Origin of the sequence: Paenibacillus sp. 3LSP (genome assembly GCF_032465655.1) — a bacterium.
GTDB lineage: Bacteria > Bacillota > Bacilli > Paenibacillales > Paenibacillaceae > Fontibacillus > Fontibacillus barengoltzii.
This window is the reverse complement of sequence record NZ_JAWDJI010000168.1, coordinates 1-16,156: the sequence shown is the minus strand read 5'-3', so window position 1 is coordinate 16,156 and position 16,156 is coordinate 1. Positions and strand designations below refer to the sequence as shown.

Genomic DNA, 16,156 nt, shown 5'->3' with positions numbered 1-16,156 from the left:
CAAAATCCCGGATTCCATTCCTCCCACTTCTTCTCCATGCGTTCGCTACACGCATACGAAGCTGCAGCGCACGCTGCTGCATATTCTCTTGCAGCATCCCCGAGCGCTGCTGGCGCCCGAGGCGCTCGCGCAAGGCCCAGGGTATCTGCGCGTGCTTGGCTTTAGCGCGGCCGGGCAGCAGCTGCTCAAGCGGATGAAACAAACGGCCCGTCTGCCGATCCTCACCCGGGCTGCTGAAATGGAGCACCCGCAGCTGAATCTCGACATTCGGGCCGCTGCCGTATATGCAAATGCGATGCCAAAGCGAAGCGCAGAGGAGCTGCTGCGCGAGTACCGTCAAGCCCCTATTCGCCTGACGGATTAATCACGCCGTTACGCTCCAAGCCTCACGCCGCCAAACCTGGAATCGCTTGCCCTGGATTATGGCGCCTTCGGCTCCAACGAAGCCAAATAATCCAAGGCATCGTCCAGCGTCTTCACCGGAACGAGCTTCATCTTCGAACCGATTTCCTCCGCTTTGGCCTTCGCAACCTTATAATTTGCCTCTGGAACAAAAAATATTTCCGCCTTCTCCCGATCCGACGCCACAATCTTAAACTGGACGCCGTCGATCGCTCCTACGGTGCCGTCCTCGGCGATCGTGCCGGTGCCAGCCACCCGGTAGCCTTTGCTTAAGTCCCCTGGTGTCAGCTGATTATAAATCTCAAGCGTAAACATTAAGCCGGCCGACGGACCGCCAATCCGCGTGTCGGCAAACTTCACTTCCTTAGCCTGATCCGCGGCCTGTATCTTCCGCAGTTCGCCTACCGATACACCTAATCCAGCCTTGCGCGCGCCGTCAGCCGCCTTAATCTCTACCAGCTCCACCTGCTGGTCGACCGATTTGCCTCCCCGTTCCAGACGGACATCAACCACATCCCCCGGTTGATTGTCCTGCAGCAAGGCGCCAAGGTCTTCAAACCGATTGACCGGCTGTCCCTTCACCGCTCGAATTATATCCCCGGAGTGAAAATCTCCCTTGGGCGGGCTATCCTTAGACAAGCCGATGATAAATACGTACTCCGGGACGATACCGTACTTGACGCCGGCTTTATTATAGGCCGCCATAATCGCATTGGATTGGGAGCTGTTCATATAGTATCGCTGTTGCGTTTCGTATTCCTCGTCATTGCGATCAGGTTCCTTCTTCACGATCTCGGCATGCTTGTTGAAGCGAGCCGTCGCCAGCATCCATACGTTGGCGTAACTGACGGAAACCGTTGTGAGCATAAAAGTGCCCTTCTCCTCAGGATCTCCCGACGGGATGGAAACCATCGGTTTGATTTCCTCTGCCGTCCCCGGCTGATTGATCATATACGGGGTAGACATATAGACGACAACATAGACGATCACCGCAAGGATCAGCACATACAGTCCCGATTTTAACGCTTTGGTTCTGGATGGTCGCATCCCGTTTCTCCTCCCTTCCTGTGTGGCGGCGCTTTCGCATCTTCTCAGCCGCCGCTCCTCTGCCTGCACCTGCCATGCGAAACCGGTAGTCTGTCCTTCGCCGCTGATGCATAGCATGTACTATGCGTATATTCGCTATCGATCTTTATCTAATGACAAAGAAGGTGGATCTATACATATGAATTTCCGACGTTTGGCTGCCAGCCCGCTCTCCACATGGTTAACCGGATTTTTGGCCGTTTTGCTCGTGATCTGCGTCGTTTACGCCCCCGGCGAAGCGTTCAAAGCTTCGGGGGAAGGCTTGACCATATGGTGGCGCATCGTATTCCCAGCCTTGCTGCCATTTATCGTTCTGTCGCAAATGATGATCGCCTCAGGATTCGCCCATGGTCTGGGCGCGTTGCTCGAGCCTTTCACCCGCCGCGCCCTGGGTCTTCCCGGCTCCTTCGGCTGGGTGCTGCCGCTGGGGATGACGGCCGGCTTCCCTGCTGCAGCCGAAGCTGCGGTAACCCTGCATAAGCAGGGCAAGATCACCGCGCGTGAAGCTGAACGTCTCGCCGCGACAGCTCACTTCTGCAGCCCGATGCTGCTCGTCGTTGTAATTGGTGCAGGCTTCTTAAGCCGACCTGAGGTCGGCTTGCTCTTGCTCGCCGTACATTGGATGGCCGGCATCGCCGCCGGCGTGACGCTGCAGTTGGTGTTCCCGGACCGCTCGAAATCAGCGGTGTCTCCACCAGCGGTAAAGCCTGCAGCCAAGCGGCGTGAATCGATCCTGCGCCTGGCCGTTCGCCGCATGGAGGAGGCCCGCCGCGAAGACGGCCGCAGCTTTGGCAAGCTGCTGGGCGACGCGGTCACTTCGGGCGTACAAACGCTGATGATTATCGGCGGATATATGCTTATTTTCGCAGTTGTAATTCACGTTATTCTGCTTGCGTTCCCTCATCATACGATGGCTGTTGCAGTGAAAAGCGCTCTGGAGGTCCATTTAGGCTCCTATGTCCTGTCCGGACTGGCTCCTTCTCTTCCTCCGGCCCTCAGCGCCTCGATATTGGGGGCGGTACTAGGGTGGAGCGGCCTATGCGCTTACCTGCAAGTGCGAGCTATCCTCGGGCCCGCAGGCATCGGTGAACGGTCGTTCCTGCTCAGCCGTCTGCTCCATGCGGCTTATGCTTATATCCTCACCTTGCTGCTGTGGAAACCGTTCACCCACTGGCTGCCAAGCGTTCTACCCGCATTTGGCGGCAGCGAAGCCTCGCCAATAGGAAGCGACACCCCGTCCGTCAAGCTGCCCAGTTGGCAGCTAGCGTTCGGGGTGATGGAATGGCAGCTGTGGATGCTGACTTTGTTGACGGTTGGCTTCTTGTCCATCGCGCTCCTGTGGCGGCGACAAGAGAACCCTTAAACTTTAAGCCCTAAGCCGTGCTTAGCTCGGCCCCAGCTTATCTTTGAACTTCTCGCGCAGCGCCAACTCAACCTCCGGCGGCACGAGATCGCTGACATCGCCGTGGAAGCTGGCAATCTCCTTGACGACGCTGGAGCTCAAATACGAATATTTGGGGTGCGTCATCATAAAGATCGTTTCCACCTCGCTGTTCAGCTTATGATTTGTAGAAGCCAGCTGCAGCTCGTATTCAAAATCGGTGACGGAGCGAATGCCCCGGACGATCACATGGGCTTGCTTGTAGTCCATGTAATTCACCAGCAAATCCCGGAAACTGTCGATCTCGACATTAGGGAGGTGCCCGGTCACCTCTCTGAGCAAAGCCTTACGCTCATCCACCGTAAATAACGGCTTCTTGCTTAAATTGTTCAGTACTGCCACGATCAGCTTGTCAAACTGGCGCGAGGCCCGCTGGATGATGTCCATATGCCCTTTCGTTACAGGATCAAAACTGCCTGGATATACCGCCACACGCGGTTGCCGCTGTTCACTCATGTTGTTCCTCCTGATCGTCGGTTTGAACCGTGTTCAACTCGGTATCGTAAGTATAAATGGATACGGAGGTCTCCCCGTATTCCGCTTTTCGGAACTGTACAAAAGGCCCAAACCGCTCAGGATAAACAAACGAGGCTTCATGTTCAAGTACAATCGTTGCCTCCGGCTTGAGCAGCTGCAGCTCGTCCATCTGGGTCATCAGCGCATCCCCGTGTTTCAAGCGGTACGGGGGATCCAAGAACACCAGATCAAAGGACGCCTCCCGTTTCGCCAGAGCTTTCAGCGCACGTTCTGCGTCGTTTTTGTAGACTTCAGCCATGGCCTCGAATCCGGTCGCCTTCAAGTTCTGACGGATCGTCTCAAGGCTCTTCACATCTTTATCGATAAATACCGCCTTGTCCATGCCGCGGCTTAACGCCTCAATGCCGAGACCGCCGGTTCCGGCAAACAAGTCCAGCGCGGAGCCGCCGTCGAAATACGGACCGATCATGCTGAATATCGCTTCTTTGACTTTGTCTGTAGTCGGCCTGGTCCCCATGCCGGGTACGGCTTTGAGCGACCTGCCCCGGGCTCGGCCCGATATCACTCTCATCGATTAGTTCACACACCTTTTATGCCTGGAAAATTCCTGTCGATATCGTACCATAATCCGCCTAGGATTGAAAAATGAAAAAATCATCGAACTTTTTTGCGAATCGAGGTATAAAAGCCCTCTGCCCGGACACAATTAGAGTATCGACATCACCAAATGTCGTAGACAACCGCGGAGAAGACTTACGTTTCCCCATAAGCTCTTCGTCCGGTTTCTCCTCTCCCATGATGGGCATCCCGCGAGGGATGCCCGGACAAAAGCCCTTGTAGTAAGAAGTTCTACGAGGGCTTTTGTCCTTTTTTTATTTCATCTTCATTTTCGCGAAAAATAACGATCTTCCATCTCCTGTCGTACGCTTCTCGCCTCTTCCCCAGAAGACGCTGGGCTAACTAACCAAATCTCAGCATCAGGGAACTTACGGTGAGTCAGATCAGGAGGGAGCTCTGCCTGAGGGATCGACCACGCGATACGGACCATTTCTGCATCGAAATAGCTTACCCCAAGCCGAATCAAGTTAGCGCCTTCATAACGAAGTCCGGTCCCGTTCACGAGAAAGCAATTGGTATACCTCTTCCCGTTAATTTCGATGGTACCCTTAAATTGGGCATTTCGTTTGTCATAGTACCCATCTAACGCGAGTTGAATCGGCGGAGAAAACGTTAGGTCCTCCTCCATCCAGGCAACTCCGTTAAGCGTTGTCGTCACTTTCACCGGAGATACATTTTGGATATACCACCATGTATATAACGCAGCCAACAGAACCAATCCGGCAGCCGCAAATATCCATAATCGATTGCGAATCGTTGCTCCCTCCCCGCGATCATGCCTGAATCTTCCAACTCATCGTACCACTGGGGGAGTCGGCTGACAACCGTCAAAGCCCTGGCTTATTTCCCCTTGTCAAACAAGCCCCGACGGTGCATCACGGTAATGATTCGGTAGAAATCTACGCTGCCCTGCTCCGGATTATTCAACAGCGGATCGTCTTTGCTGTATTTCACCGCCGCCTCCACCGCTTCCTTGGCCCAGGCGGGAATGCCCGGCTTGGTCCATTTCTCCAACTCGGCGATTTTCTTCGCCTGTGCTTGGACTAGATTTTGAAGCGCAGCAAATTGCTTCTTCTCCTCTGCAGTCATCGGCTCATCTCCTTTCGTTGTGTCGTATTGCGTCAAGCTGTAGGTATTCATTAACTGAATCAGCTTGTTGGCATATTGTGGATCCGTTGCGTAACCGGCCGCAGCAACCGCCCGCGCCGCTTCCGGTCCCGTTTTTCCAATCGCCCCGGCATAGCGCGGCGCCGATAATAAACGGGCGTGATCTGTAATCGACTCGGCCCACGAACGGTATTTACGGAAAGCCGCGTTCACCACCACCGCTTTGCCGCTCCGATACTCGGTTGTGGGCAGAATCAAGCTGCCTGCTGGACCGGTGCCTTTTAGCCCAAACAGATTATTGCCTTGAACAGCTAAGCGACTTGTCCCCCAGTTCGATTCCAAAATCGCTTGGGCGATCGTCAATGAAGCCGGTATCCCGCTTTCCTTCGAGTTGGCAGCGGCAAGGGGGGCGATTTTCTGAATAAACCCGTTTTTGTCCAATCGCATTCACCTCCAGTATAGTTTATGAATTTGGTTGGACGAGGGTTTGGACCCTTACCTTGACGAGCTCGGAGGTCCGCTTAGTTCGATGTATAGCGGAGAGTTCGAGGGGTAACCTAACGTTGGTTTCACAACCTAACTTAACTAGAGGAGGATACTTAAGCAGATGTACAACAATGTCAGTCAACAACTTCGTGAGATCGAACAATCGATGCGCCAGCTGGAACAGCAAACCCGTCAAGCTACGATGATGTACCAGCAAATGCTGCAGCAGGAACAACAAAACGCGATGCAACTGGAAGAGTTGGCTCAACGTGAGCGTAGAGCCGTGCAAGTGATTCAATCCGCGCTCCAAGGACATCAAACAGCGATGCAACAATATCAACGCGTAGCCCAACTTGCGAATCAACTGGAAAGCAGCGTACACTCGATGTCTGGATTCAGCACGAGTTATACCCAGCCTGGCATCGGTCAAACCTCCTACAGCACGCAAGGAATCGGTCAAAGCAGCTATAGCGGTGGCAGCATCGGCTCTTCCATGAACAGTCACCAGCCAAGCTCCACGCACACCGGTTCTTTGAGCTCCATCGGCTCCAGCGCTGCCAGCTCCATGGGCTCCTTGGGTTCCGCAGGCTCCATGAACTCCACGGGATCTCACACCTCGGGTTCGATCTCCGGTGCAGGTTCGATCGGCTCCACAGGCTCGTTTCGCAACTTCCAATAAATCAATGTGACAGCCGCCTCGAGGCGGCTGTTTTTATTTTTTCCTCGTCCTCCTTCCCCTGTGATATAATTGGAAATTATCATGTGATTGCGGAGGACTTTTCATGAGTAAGATATTCCTGTTTTTTCTCTTGTCTTGGCTGCTAGGCAATCCGTTTCTCGCCATCATCGTCTTGCTCCTCATCCTTTACTTCATTGATCGGCGATATGTTGGGTTGTTTCCGAGCCTGAGCAAACCGATCAAACGCAGCCGCAATATAGGTCGTCTCCGGCAGCAGTTGGCCGCAAGCCCCTTCGACGTCTCTGCCAAACGCGAGCTTGCCCGCTTACTGCTGGAACGCAAGAAATATGCCGAAGCTCATCGCTTGCTCGAAGAGGCGAAGGACTTCTCTGAGTCATCTGCCGAGTTTTGGGATGACCTTGGGGCAGCCTGCTTAGGACTGGGACGGATCGAGGAAGGGGAAGCGCATATTTTGCACGCCCTAAGCCTGAACGAACGGGTGAAATACGGTCAACCTTACCTGCGCCTCGCCTCCGCCTTCCGTGAGCGAGATCCGCAGAAAGCGCTGCAATACGCCGCTCGGTTTGGCGAAATCCAATCCTCCTCCAGTGAAGCCTATTATTTGCTTGGCTGCTTGTATCAGTCGCTGGGCAGCAAGGAAGAGGCAAAACGCGCTTACAAGGAGTCGATTGAGGTGTACCGTTCTCTACCGAAATATAAGAAGCGTCAAGAGCGCGGATGGGCGCTGCGCAGCTTCCTCAAACGCAGCACGCTTGGTTAAGGTCAAGGTATCCACAACAAAACGCCGGCTTCCCTCCAAATTGGAGAAGAAGCCGGCGTTGCTTTTGTACACCTGCGGTTTACAAATTTACACTGTTCTCTTGCTGCGTCCCTTCGCCGAAGCGGCGGTGGAACGGCCACCAGTTCGCTTGCCCAAACAGCTTTACCATCACCGGAATGAGGAACGGCAGTACAATAACGGAATACAGTACCAGGCCGGTTAACACCAGCGTGGCGATTTGCAGCATGGACAGCACGCCGGACGGATACATCGAGGCCATCGTCCCGCCAAGAATGATCGCTGCGGACAAAATAACCGTCCCCATATTGCGCATGGAATGCAAAATGGCATCGCCGACGTTCCAATCTTTGTTCTCATTAAAGCGATCCATTAGGAAGATGCTGTAGTCGACGCCCAATGCGACCAGCAGAACGAAGCCGAAGAATGGCGTCGCCCAGCTGACACCGGAGTAGCCAAAGATATCGACGAAGACCCATTCCGTAAACCCAATCGAAGCGTAGAACGTCAACACCAGGGACAAAATGATGTAGACCGGCATGACCAACGAACGGAGCAGCACCACCAGGATAATGAAGATCCCAGCCAGCATTAAGAACACCGTGCGCGTATAGTCGTTCCCCGAAATCGTCTTCAGGTCGTTAAACGTACTCGATACGCCGCCGATCGCGATGTCGGCGTTTTCCAGCGACGTCCCTTTCACTGCCGTTTGCACCGCAGATTCCACGGCACCGATCTGGTCAATCGCTTCCCGTCCATAAGGATTGCTGGAGAAGACAACCTCAAGCTTCATCACTTTGCGGTCTGCGGATAGATACGTATCGAACACCTGCTGGATTTGCTCGTTCTCCAACGCTTCCTTCGGAACGTACCAGCCATCCAGACCGTTGTCCGTGCTTCCAACCTCAGTCAAGTAATCCTTGGCAGTTGTTAATCCGCCGGACACTTGTTCCAGGCCGTCAACACTTTGATTCAGCCCATCAGTTAACTGCGTGATTTGACCCGAAAACTCGCTGAATCCGGTTTGAATTTGCTGTTGCCCGGATTGAATTTGGGCCAGGCCGGATTCGACTTCGGGCAGCTGCCCCACGATCTTTCCTTGGCCGTTTGCAGCTTGATCCAACCCCGATTGTAATTTCGCCAGGCCTGCGATGATCTGGTTCAAACCATCGGCCAGCTGCTTCCCACCGGCTGCCGCCTGTGCGTAGCCTTGGTTCGCCTGGTTCAATCCTGACGCGACTTGCTCCAGCTGAGCTTCGATCTGCTGAAGTCCGGCCGTCAGTTGCTCCAGACCTTTGCTGGTTTCCATAACCGTCGTGCGAATCGTCAAATAATCTGGATCTGACGCCAAATCCGGATATTTGTCCTCCAGGCTAGTAAATCGCCCCGTCAAAGCGGCTAGCCCTTGCGATGCAGCGCCTAAAGGTTCGCGGATTTGCGTCAGGCCGTCGCCCAAGCCGGAAGCCCCTTGAGCCAACTGCTGATACGAGGCAAGCAGTTGATTGTGGGCGTTCGCCAAATCCTCAGCACTTTTTTGCGCTTGTTGTAATCCTTGCTTCAACTGGCCAGCCCCAACCGAACCTTCCCGAATCCCTTTCTCAATCGCGGCAAGACCTCCAGACAGCTGAGAGATCCCGTCCTTCAGCTTCGCGGTGCCGTCCACCAGCTGCCCGGTGCTGTCGGCTGCTTCCTTGAGTTTAGGGGCGTTTTCCGACAGGGCCTGGCTGGCTTCCGCCAATCCGTTTTGAATCTTGCCCAGCCCTTCGCCGCCTTCGCCTAATCCTTCACCAACGGTCTTCACCTGATTACTTAATGCAAAATCCTTGAGCACTTCCCCTGTTGGGCGGCTCATCCCTCGAATGCTGGCTACTCCGTCCGTCTTCTCAACCTCACGGCTAATCTTCTCAGCAAGCGCCATATATTCCGCATTATCCATGGGCTCGTCATTTTTAATTACGATGGTGGACGGCAACGACTCGCCGGTTTCAAAGCTTTCGGAGATGATGTTATACGCTTTGACCGATTCATATTCGTCACCGATTTCCTCCATGCTGTTGAAGGACACATTGCCGGTATACGAAATTACGAAAGGTACCGTTACCGCAGCAACGATCAGCAGCGCTGCCCAGGGACGCTTCAAGGAGAAGCGGCCGATGGCGCCCCAGAAGCGGTTCTCCTTATGTTCCAGTGAACCGCGGACAGGCCAGAACAACTTTGTGCCCAGCACAGCCATAAAGAACGGTACAACCGTTACCAAGGCGATCAGCATCACCGCGATGCCGACCGCTACCGCCACCGCCGAACGGTACAACATAAATTGCGATAAGCCAATTGTCGTGAAGCCGACCAGGACGGCAAGTCCGGAGAAGAGCACCGTCTTCCCTGCTTTACGGTACGTCTGGACAATCGCCTCCCATTGGTCGTCTGTATGCTGCAGTTCTTCCTTATAGCGGCTGATCAGCAGAATGCAATAGTCTGTCCCGATCCCAAACATCACCGCCACCATAAAAATCTGTGTATACGTTGAAATCGGGAAGTTCACCGTATCCACCAGAAACGCAACGATGGATTGGGACACCAGATAGCTGAGCCCAACCGTCAGCAAAGGAATAAACGGCGCCACCACCGAGCGGAAAACTACAAACAGGATCAACAGAATAAAGATGACAGTAAAATATTCCGATTTCTTCAGCCCCTGCTCCGAGCTGACGATCATATCCTCGTTAATTTGCTTTTGCCCGGTCAAATAGTGCTCAACCTTCAGCGAATCAAGGGTTTGATGGATATCTTGCTCGATGTCCTTAAGCGGACGCTGCTCATCAAGTACCGACAAAGAGGTTAATATCGTTTTGCCGTCCTTGGAGATTAATTTATCTTTCGCTTCCGGCGTGCTGTACGGATCGGTAATCGAAGCGATGCCGATCTCCTCCATCTTGTCGTGCAGCGCGGAGATGCCTTGTTCAATCTCCTTCTGATCGGCCTCATCGATGCCTTGCTCATCATGAAAGACGAGGGCGATTTGTGTCTCTGCCGCTCCTCCCTTCAGCTTAGCCGCCTCCGCCAGAATGGCAGAAGCTTCAGAGGAGGAATACCCGTCTGGAACGGTGATCTCCCCGTTCTCCCGCACTAAATCTGCCATGGAAGGCGCTGTTAGCATCAATGCCGCTGCTAAAGCGATCCACAGCAGCAATATCCACCATCTTGCCTTCAGTATGAATCTCATTTCTCTGAACTCCCTTCGCTGATCAATCTGGCTAATTTTTCGAAAGCGCTGATAACCCCTTCAACCTCTTCCGCACTAAAATGCACCAAATACTTAGAGACCGTGCTCATGATTTGTTCTTGAACGATTGCGTAATTGCGCTCTCCCTGCTCCGTCATCGTTAAATATACGACCCGACGGTCCTCTTCATCCCGAGTTCGCTGTAACACCCCTTTATCAACCATTCGCGTGGTCATCGCAGTAATGGAGCTTTTGCCGACGCCAAACGTGTCTGCCAGTTCCGTAGAGGTACACCGGCCGCGAGAGGCAATATACTTCAAGATCTGAAATTGCTCCATGGTGACATCCTCTTGAATCATGTCGCGGATTTGCCCGTTCAACCGTTTCGTGACCTCGAAATAAGCGGCCAAATAACGTTCAATTAACTGCATCGTTTCAATATTCACTGCCTTACATCCCTCCAGCTCAAACCTGTCCAATTAGTTCTATAGTCGAATAGTTTGATAATCAAACTACAAATGAAACTATAGGCGATTGCCGCCTGAAAGTCAAATTTATCCTTGCGGTGAATAGCAAAAAAAGCCGCGGATTTCCCGCAGCCTTTCATCCAGACCTTACTCGTCCTCTTCGTTCTCTTCCACTTCATAGATGCAACGAAACCGTTCTTCCCCAGCAACTTCATCCCAAAACCCGGTAATTTGAAACCCAATGTTCCGGAAGAAATCTGCTCCTGCCTCATCCGTAATAGCCTCCATCCGCTCAGGAGATGCTTCCGTGAGGGCGAGCAGCACCAAGGCACGTCCATACCCTTTCATTCGCTGCTCCGGATGGACAGCCAGGTGGATAATTTCAAGCGTCTGCGAAGCATTAACCCGATAGCCGATAATTCCGGTAATCCCTGCTTCCTCTTCCTCATATCCAAACAGCTGATATGTATCCTCTTCCCGGTACAAACGAGCCGCATCCTCCAGTGCATCCGGGTCAAACATCACGGCATATTCCAGCAACTCCCGAATGGCAGGCTCGTCCACTCTTGCTTTTATTGATTTGAACATGAAGCCTCCTTGATTTCCGTACGCCCATCCTCGTAACCAATCACAACCGTGTGTGCAATACCCACGAACAATCCATGCTCAACAACGCCCGTCATCGCCTTCAACTCGTCGCTTAACCGGGCTGGGTCGGTTATCTGTCCGAAGGCCGCATCGACAATGTAGTTGCCGTTATCCGTCACGTACAACTGATCCCCTTGCATCCGCATCTCGAACGGCACATCATAACGGCTCTTCAACTCCCGCAGCGTCCATTCGTAACAAAACGGAACCAGCTCAATTGGCAGTTTGAAACGCCCTAATGTAGAGACCATCTTCCCGTTATCGGCGATAACGATAAATCGATCGCTGTTGATCGCAACGAGCTTCTCCCGAAGCAACGCGCCCCCGCCACCTTTGATCAACGCCATTTGCGGATCGACCTCATCGGCCCCGTCAATGGCTAGATCCAATCGGTCCACATCCTTCGCGTCAATGAGCGGGATGTGGTATTTCACAGCCAGTTCTTCCGAAGCCTTCGATGTTGCAATGGCACGAATTTGCAACCCGTTCCCCACCATCTCGCCGATTTTCTCGATCGCATAATAAGCGGTTGATCCCGTTCCGAGACCAATGGTCATTCCGTCCTTAACCCATTCTGCAGCGCGGTAACCCGCTGCTTGTTTGGCATTCATGTCTACCCCTCCAAAGTCTTGGTGTTCGTACCTTTCTCCGCTCGAACAGGCTGTTCCAGCGGCACTATCGCTCCTATCATACCAAAAAAGCCCGGACAATAGAACAGCAGCGTACCCGATTCGGTCCGCTGCTTCTAAGAAACCATCTCTCAAGCTAGCTGTGGTGTAATGCTCGTACCGTTTTCGTACGTTTTTCAGGCTCCTTCGGTTTGATCGCACCACCGGGACCGGATTCCGGCTTAACCATTATCAGCAGCAAGATGACCGCCACCAGGGACACACCGGAAATAACAAAAAACATCGTCATATGGCCAGCCTTCATCAACAGCGACATCACCGGCGGCCCTGCGGATACGCCGATAAACCGCATGCTGCTGTAGATCGAAGTGATCGTTCCGCGCATTACCTTATCGACACCTTCGGTGATCAAGGCATCAGAGCTGGGCAGGACGATACCGATGCCGGCGCCGCAGATGATCAGACAAGCGATTACGAAATAGATGTTGTTAAAAAAGCCGATGCCAAATAAGGCTCCAGTGGATAGGATTAAGCCTGCGACCCCTGACCATTTCATCAACTTTTTGTCATCGCCGATTTTTTTCCCGGTCACATAAGAAGCCAGACATAAAGCAGCTAATGGAATCGCCAGCACCAATCCCTTGATCACGCCGTTCAGGCCGTGTTTGACTTCCAGTTGCTCCGACAGATAAAACAGCACACCAAACAACAGGAACATCGAAATGCAGCCGATCGCAAAGATGGCATAGAGCCAGCGGCCTTTTATCTTCAGAACCTTTTTGACGGCAGAGATGAATTCACCCAGCGGCTTGGCTGCTTCACGATCTTTGGGTTCCCGCACCAAAAACATCACCAGCAACAACGAAATCAAACATAAGACCGGAATGGAAAGTAGCGGTACATACCAGATCCAAGCGCCAAGCAGTGCACCTAAGATCGGGCTGAGCACTTTTCCAAACGTATTGGAGGTTTCGATGATGCCTAAACTGCGGCTGACTTCCTCCTCACTTTCATACAGATCACCGACCAGCGGCAATACGATCGGAAAGGCGCCGGCTGCTCCGATGCCTTGTAAGAAACGCCCGCCTAAGATGATCCAGTATACGGTTAGCCCGTTCGCAAACCAATCCGCCACGCCTGAGATGCAACCGCCGATTCCCGCAATGATCAAGCTGGGGACTATGATTGCTTTTCGGCCAAATTTATCGGATAGATAGCCGGCAATCGGAATCAGCAAAATCGCAACCACCGCATACACGGTAATCAGCATACTGACCTGAAACGAGTTAACATGAAGCTCACGGGCAATCTGGGGCAATATCGGAATTAACATGGAATTGCCCAGCGTCATAATAAGCGGTATGGAGGCCAATGCAATCAAATCGCCTTTTTTGCCGACCATCTAACCATCAGGCCACCCTTCACGAATGAAGTTTAAACAGACCCGATTAGTTTGGTACTATCAGCCGAAAATATACCGCAGTTACGGAACCAAAATATAAGTGGATTTAGCAGCTTCCCGGATAAACCGACTAGGTTCGCCAACAGAGTAAATCCGCAGCAAGTGCATCGCTCTGGTGCAGGCTGTGTAAAATAGCTTCCGTTCGGCCTCCCGCGTGTACTTGCGATCAGAACCGTCATAAATTAACACCGCATCGAACTCTACACCCTTGGCCAAATAGGCCGGGATGACATGCACCCCTTTCTCGAAGGATAACGTCGTCTTCTTGATCAGCTTCGCCGGCAGCTTAGCGCTAAGCCGATCGTAAGCTTGCTGACTTTCCTCCGCCGTTTTGCAAATGACGGCAATCGATTCATATCCGTCTGCACGCAGCTGACCGATCATCGCCTCCAGCGAAGCATGAAGCTCCTCTATATCGTCAACTAGGTGAACCTCTGGCATTTCACCTTCCCGGTTGAATGGAACGATCGCCTCCCCGCCAGGGATCATCTCACGGGTGAACTCCACAATTTGGCGGGTGGAACGATAGCTTTGCTCCAGTGTAATCAACTCGCTCTCGTCCGCACCGTACAAATCGCTGAATACAGAGGACTGCTGAAGCACCGAGGCATGCGCATATATCGCCTGGTTCAAGTCACCCAGCGCTGTCATTTTGGCCCGCGGGAACAGACGCTTCAAGAAGAACAGCTGGAACGGTGAATAGTCCTGCGCTTCGTCAATAATGACGTGACGGATCGAGGTGTTGGACCGGAAGCCCAGCAGCAGCTCTTTTAAATAGAGGAAAGGCGTAATATCTTCATAGAACAGCTCGCCTCCCGCAATTTTCTGCAGCGTCTGCTCGCAGATCTCTTCCCACTGATCCGGAAGCTCTTCTTGATGAACTTCTCGGAAGATCGCCAAGTCGCTGAACAGCTGGGTGTATAGCCGCGTCACATCAACGAAACGCAGCGATTTCACCCATTTGCGAAGCGGTTTAAGCCGATCGCTGACTACCATTTTGGCCAAAATCGTCTTCTCATCCTCATAATCGGTAAATGAAGGAGTTTTGCCATGTTGCTTGCGCCGCATGCGCTGGTAAGCCCGCTGGTAGTCTTCCGCATCAAGCAGCTGAATTTGTTCCTCTACCCAAGGCTGATCCAATTCGGACTTGGCAAAAGCGGCGATGGCCTTGAGCAGCCAATCTTTTAACAGCTCACAACGGTTGGCCAGCCGGATCGCCGGATCATAAGAATAAAATTGCCGGGCAATTTCCTCCACGCCAACAATCTCCTTGCCCTGAAAGCGAAGCGGTTTAAAAATCATCCCTTTCTGCTCCAGCAATTCCTTATACCGTGTGATTGCATGCAGAAATTGAACTGACGATTTAAACCGGATTCCGCTGACCCGAGCTTGATAAGCCTCATCCTCAGGAGCAGAAAGGACATATTCAATTTGTACAAACGGATCCTCAAGCTGGAATTCTCTCCCGAGCCGATGCTCCAGATACTCCTGGAACGTTGTTTGCAGCATATTTTCTTCGCCCAGCTCGGGTAATACCGTTGAAACATAACTGTTAAACATCGGGTTGGGGGAGAACAAAATCATCTGATCTGCCTGCAGCACCTCACGGTGCTTGTAGAGCAAGTAAGCGACCCGCTGTAAGGCCGCCGATGTTTTGCCGCTGCCAGCAGCCCCTTGCACGATGAGCATCCGACTGCGATCGTTACGGATGATTTTATTTTGCTCGCGCTGAATCGTAGCCACAATGCTCTTCATTTGCGCATCGGAGGTACGGCTAAGCACCTGCTGCAGCAGCTCGTCGCCAATCGTGACGCCGGTGTCGAACATCACCTTGATGCGGCGTCCGTTAATTACGAACTGACGCTTAAGCGTCATCGTTCCTTTGATCGTGCCGGACGGCGTCTCATAGGAAGCCGGCCCGGGAACACTGTCATAATAAAGATTGGAAATCGGCGCCCGCCAATCATAGACGAGGAACGTTTCATCCCCCTCTTCGAGCAAGGAAGCAATCCCAAGATAGATGGCTTCCACCGGCTCGCCTTCTTCCGCGAAATCAATGCGCCCGAAATAAGGCGATTGCTTCAAACGTTTCAGCTTTCCAAGCGCCATAGACGCATGCTGATGGCTTTTCTCCCGCTCTGCAAGCACCTGGGATTGCTGCCGTAAGCTGGTCGACGTTTCACCGACATCATCCGCTTCGCTAAAGTTCACCGTTACTTCGTCCCAGAAGTCCTTCCGCATCTCAACGACGTCGCCGCGTACACTGCCAACCTCCCGCTCCAGCTTGCGGATTCTGGCGTCGATTTGGTCTGCCACGTACTCCACGCGGCGTTGTTCTTCCTGCCATGCTTGATCTGTATGGTCCAATGAAATCGCTCCCTTGAATAACATCTTACTTTATCCGCACCTAATATCTTGACAAACGATAAAAATTATGATAAGATTGATTTGGATGAAATCTGATCACAAATAGATTGATGGACTATCTTTTATTGTACCAAGTTAAACTTTACTTATCAATCTATGTTTACATGATGAATGACATGAAAGTCCTGCCTTGAGGGCAGGACTTTTTTATTATGGCTTTAGCCAGTTGAGCTCGCGAAGCGTGCGAAACAAAAAACCACCCGCT

15 protein-coding genes are annotated in these 16,156 nt (G+C 52.6%); 4 read left to right on the top strand and 11 right to left on the bottom strand.

All coding sequences use genetic code 11. The features are described from left to right. Window positions 1-364: nucleotidyltransferase family protein (locus tag RW092_RS14015; RefSeq protein ID WP_316010500.1), on the top strand; the 364-nt coding region annotated here is incomplete at its 5' end. Window positions 365-420: 56 nt separating this feature from the next. Here the strand turns inward: RW092_RS14015 and RW092_RS14010 are convergent. Beyond that, window positions 421-1,449 (bottom strand): SepM family pheromone-processing serine protease, encoded by a 1,029-nt coding sequence (locus RW092_RS14010; protein WP_316010499.1) that lies wholly within the window; start codon window positions 1,447-1,449, stop codon window positions 421-423. 178 nt (window positions 1,450-1,627) lie between these two features. Between RW092_RS14010 and RW092_RS14005 the strand changes: the two genes are divergently transcribed. Further along, complete coding sequence (locus RW092_RS14005; protein ID WP_316010498.1) at window positions 1,628-2,851, top strand: nucleoside recognition domain-containing protein; 1,224 nt, start codon at window positions 1,628-1,630, stop codon at window positions 2,849-2,851. A 21-nt stretch (window positions 2,852-2,872) separates the two neighbouring features. Here the strand turns inward: RW092_RS14005 and coaD are convergent, their stop codons facing one another. From coaD to RW092_RS13985, 4 genes are all read right to left on the bottom strand, one after another. Then, window positions 2,873-3,385 (bottom strand): pantetheine-phosphate adenylyltransferase, encoded by a 513-nt coding sequence (coaD, locus tag RW092_RS14000; RefSeq protein ID WP_028537796.1) that lies wholly within the window; start codon window positions 3,383-3,385, stop codon window positions 2,873-2,875. Then, a complete protein-coding gene (gene rsmD / locus RW092_RS13995; protein ID WP_028537797.1) occupies window positions 3,378-3,977 on the bottom strand; it encodes a 16S rRNA (guanine(966)-N(2))-methyltransferase RsmD in 600 nt (199 codons plus the stop codon). Before rsmD ends, coaD begins: the two co-directional genes overlap by 8 nt. 312 nt (window positions 3,978-4,289) lie before the next feature. Beyond that, entirely contained in the window at window positions 4,290-4,733 is a 444-nt protein-coding gene (locus tag RW092_RS13990) for a hypothetical protein (RefSeq protein WP_127576758.1), read from the bottom strand. 131 nt (window positions 4,734-4,864) lie between these two features. Then, entirely contained in the window at window positions 4,865-5,578 is a 714-nt protein-coding gene (locus RW092_RS13985) for a glycoside hydrolase family 73 protein (RefSeq protein WP_028537799.1), read from the bottom strand. A 160-nt stretch (window positions 5,579-5,738) separates the two neighbouring features. Here RW092_RS13985 and RW092_RS13980 point away from each other — a divergent pair, with 160 nt between their 5' ends. Together RW092_RS13980 and RW092_RS13975 are read left to right on the top strand one after the other, a co-directional pair. Continuing rightward, window positions 5,739-6,296 carry a hypothetical protein gene (locus tag RW092_RS13980; RefSeq protein WP_254899761.1) on the top strand — a complete coding sequence of 186 codons (558 nt, stop codon included), beginning with the start codon at window positions 5,739-5,741 and terminating at the stop codon, window positions 6,294-6,296. Between the two features lie 103 nt (window positions 6,297-6,399). Beyond that, a complete protein-coding gene (locus RW092_RS13975; protein ID WP_028537800.1) occupies window positions 6,400-7,077 on the top strand; it encodes a tetratricopeptide repeat protein in 678 nt (225 codons plus the stop codon). Window positions 7,078-7,156: 79 nt separating this feature from the next. Here the strand turns inward: RW092_RS13975 and RW092_RS13970 are convergent, their stop codons facing one another. The 6 genes from RW092_RS13970 to helD form a co-directional block, all read right to left on the bottom strand. Further along, on the bottom strand, window positions 7,157-10,318 hold the full coding sequence (locus tag RW092_RS13970) for an MMPL family transporter (protein WP_316010497.1): 3,162 nt from the start codon (window positions 10,316-10,318) through the stop codon (window positions 7,157-7,159). After that, the gene (locus tag RW092_RS13965) at window positions 10,315-10,764 is read right to left on the bottom strand and encodes a MarR family winged helix-turn-helix transcriptional regulator (protein ID WP_016312489.1); all 450 of its coding nucleotides are present in this window, start codon (window positions 10,762-10,764) and stop codon (window positions 10,315-10,317) included. Before RW092_RS13965 ends, RW092_RS13970 begins: the two co-directional genes overlap by 4 nt. Before the next feature lie 168 nt (window positions 10,765-10,932). Then, window positions 10,933-11,373: a GNAT family N-acetyltransferase gene (locus tag RW092_RS13960; protein WP_016312490.1), complete on the bottom strand. Its 441-nt coding sequence runs from the start codon at window positions 11,371-11,373 to the stop codon at window positions 10,933-10,935. Beyond that, window positions 11,358-12,044, bottom strand: coding sequence for a ribose-5-phosphate isomerase RpiA (rpiA, locus tag RW092_RS13955; RefSeq protein ID WP_316010496.1), 687 nt, complete (start codon window positions 12,042-12,044; stop codon window positions 11,358-11,360). The genes RW092_RS13960 and rpiA overlap by 16 nt, the downstream gene beginning before the upstream one ends. A gap of 154 nt (window positions 12,045-12,198) precedes the next feature. Further along, complete coding sequence (gene bcbE / locus RW092_RS13950) at window positions 12,199-13,464, bottom strand: bacillibactin exporter BcbE (protein ID WP_316010495.1); 1,266 nt, start codon at window positions 13,462-13,464, stop codon at window positions 12,199-12,201. Between the two features lie 81 nt (window positions 13,465-13,545). Then, complete coding sequence (helD, locus tag RW092_RS13945; protein ID WP_316010494.1) at window positions 13,546-15,915, bottom strand: RNA polymerase recycling motor HelD; 2,370 nt, start codon at window positions 15,913-15,915, stop codon at window positions 13,546-13,548. Window positions 15,916-16,156: the final 241 nt, after the last annotated feature.

Bases quoted from the DNA above. Each gene is read 5' to 3' on its own strand.
- bcbE (WP_316010495.1), bottom strand. From the start codon at position 13,464: ATGGTCGGCAAAAAAGGCGATTTGATTGCATTGGCCTCCATACCGCTT.
- helD (WP_316010494.1), bottom strand. From the start codon at position 15,915: ATGTTATTCAAGGGAGCGATTTCATTGGACCATACAGATCAAGCATGG.
- RW092_RS13980 (WP_254899761.1), top strand. From the start codon at position 5,739: ATGTACAACAATGTCAGTCAACAACTTCGTGAGATCGAACAATCGATG.
- rpiA (WP_316010496.1), bottom strand. From the start codon at position 12,044: ATGAATGCCAAACAAGCAGCGGGTTACCGCGCTGCAGAATGGGTTAAG.
- coaD (WP_028537796.1), bottom strand. From the start codon at position 3,385: ATGAGTGAACAGCGGCAACCGCGTGTGGCGGTATATCCAGGCAGTTTT.
- RW092_RS13970 (WP_316010497.1), bottom strand. From the start codon at position 10,318: ATGAGATTCATACTGAAGGCAAGATGGTGGATATTGCTGCTGTGGATC.
- rsmD (WP_028537797.1), bottom strand. From the start codon at position 3,977: ATGAGAGTGATATCGGGCCGAGCCCGGGGCAGGTCGCTCAAAGCCGTA.
- RW092_RS13975 (WP_028537800.1), top strand. From the start codon at position 6,400: ATGAGTAAGATATTCCTGTTTTTTCTCTTGTCTTGGCTGCTAGGCAAT.
- RW092_RS14010 (WP_316010499.1), bottom strand. From the start codon at position 1,449: ATGCGACCATCCAGAACCAAAGCGTTAAAATCGGGACTGTATGTGCTG.
- RW092_RS13960 (WP_016312490.1), bottom strand. From the start codon at position 11,373: ATGTTCAAATCAATAAAAGCAAGAGTGGACGAGCCTGCCATTCGGGAG.
- RW092_RS14005 (WP_316010498.1), top strand. From the start codon at position 1,628: ATGAATTTCCGACGTTTGGCTGCCAGCCCGCTCTCCACATGGTTAACC.
- RW092_RS13985 (WP_028537799.1), bottom strand. From the start codon at position 5,578: ATGCGATTGGACAAAAACGGGTTTATTCAGAAAATCGCCCCCCTTGCC.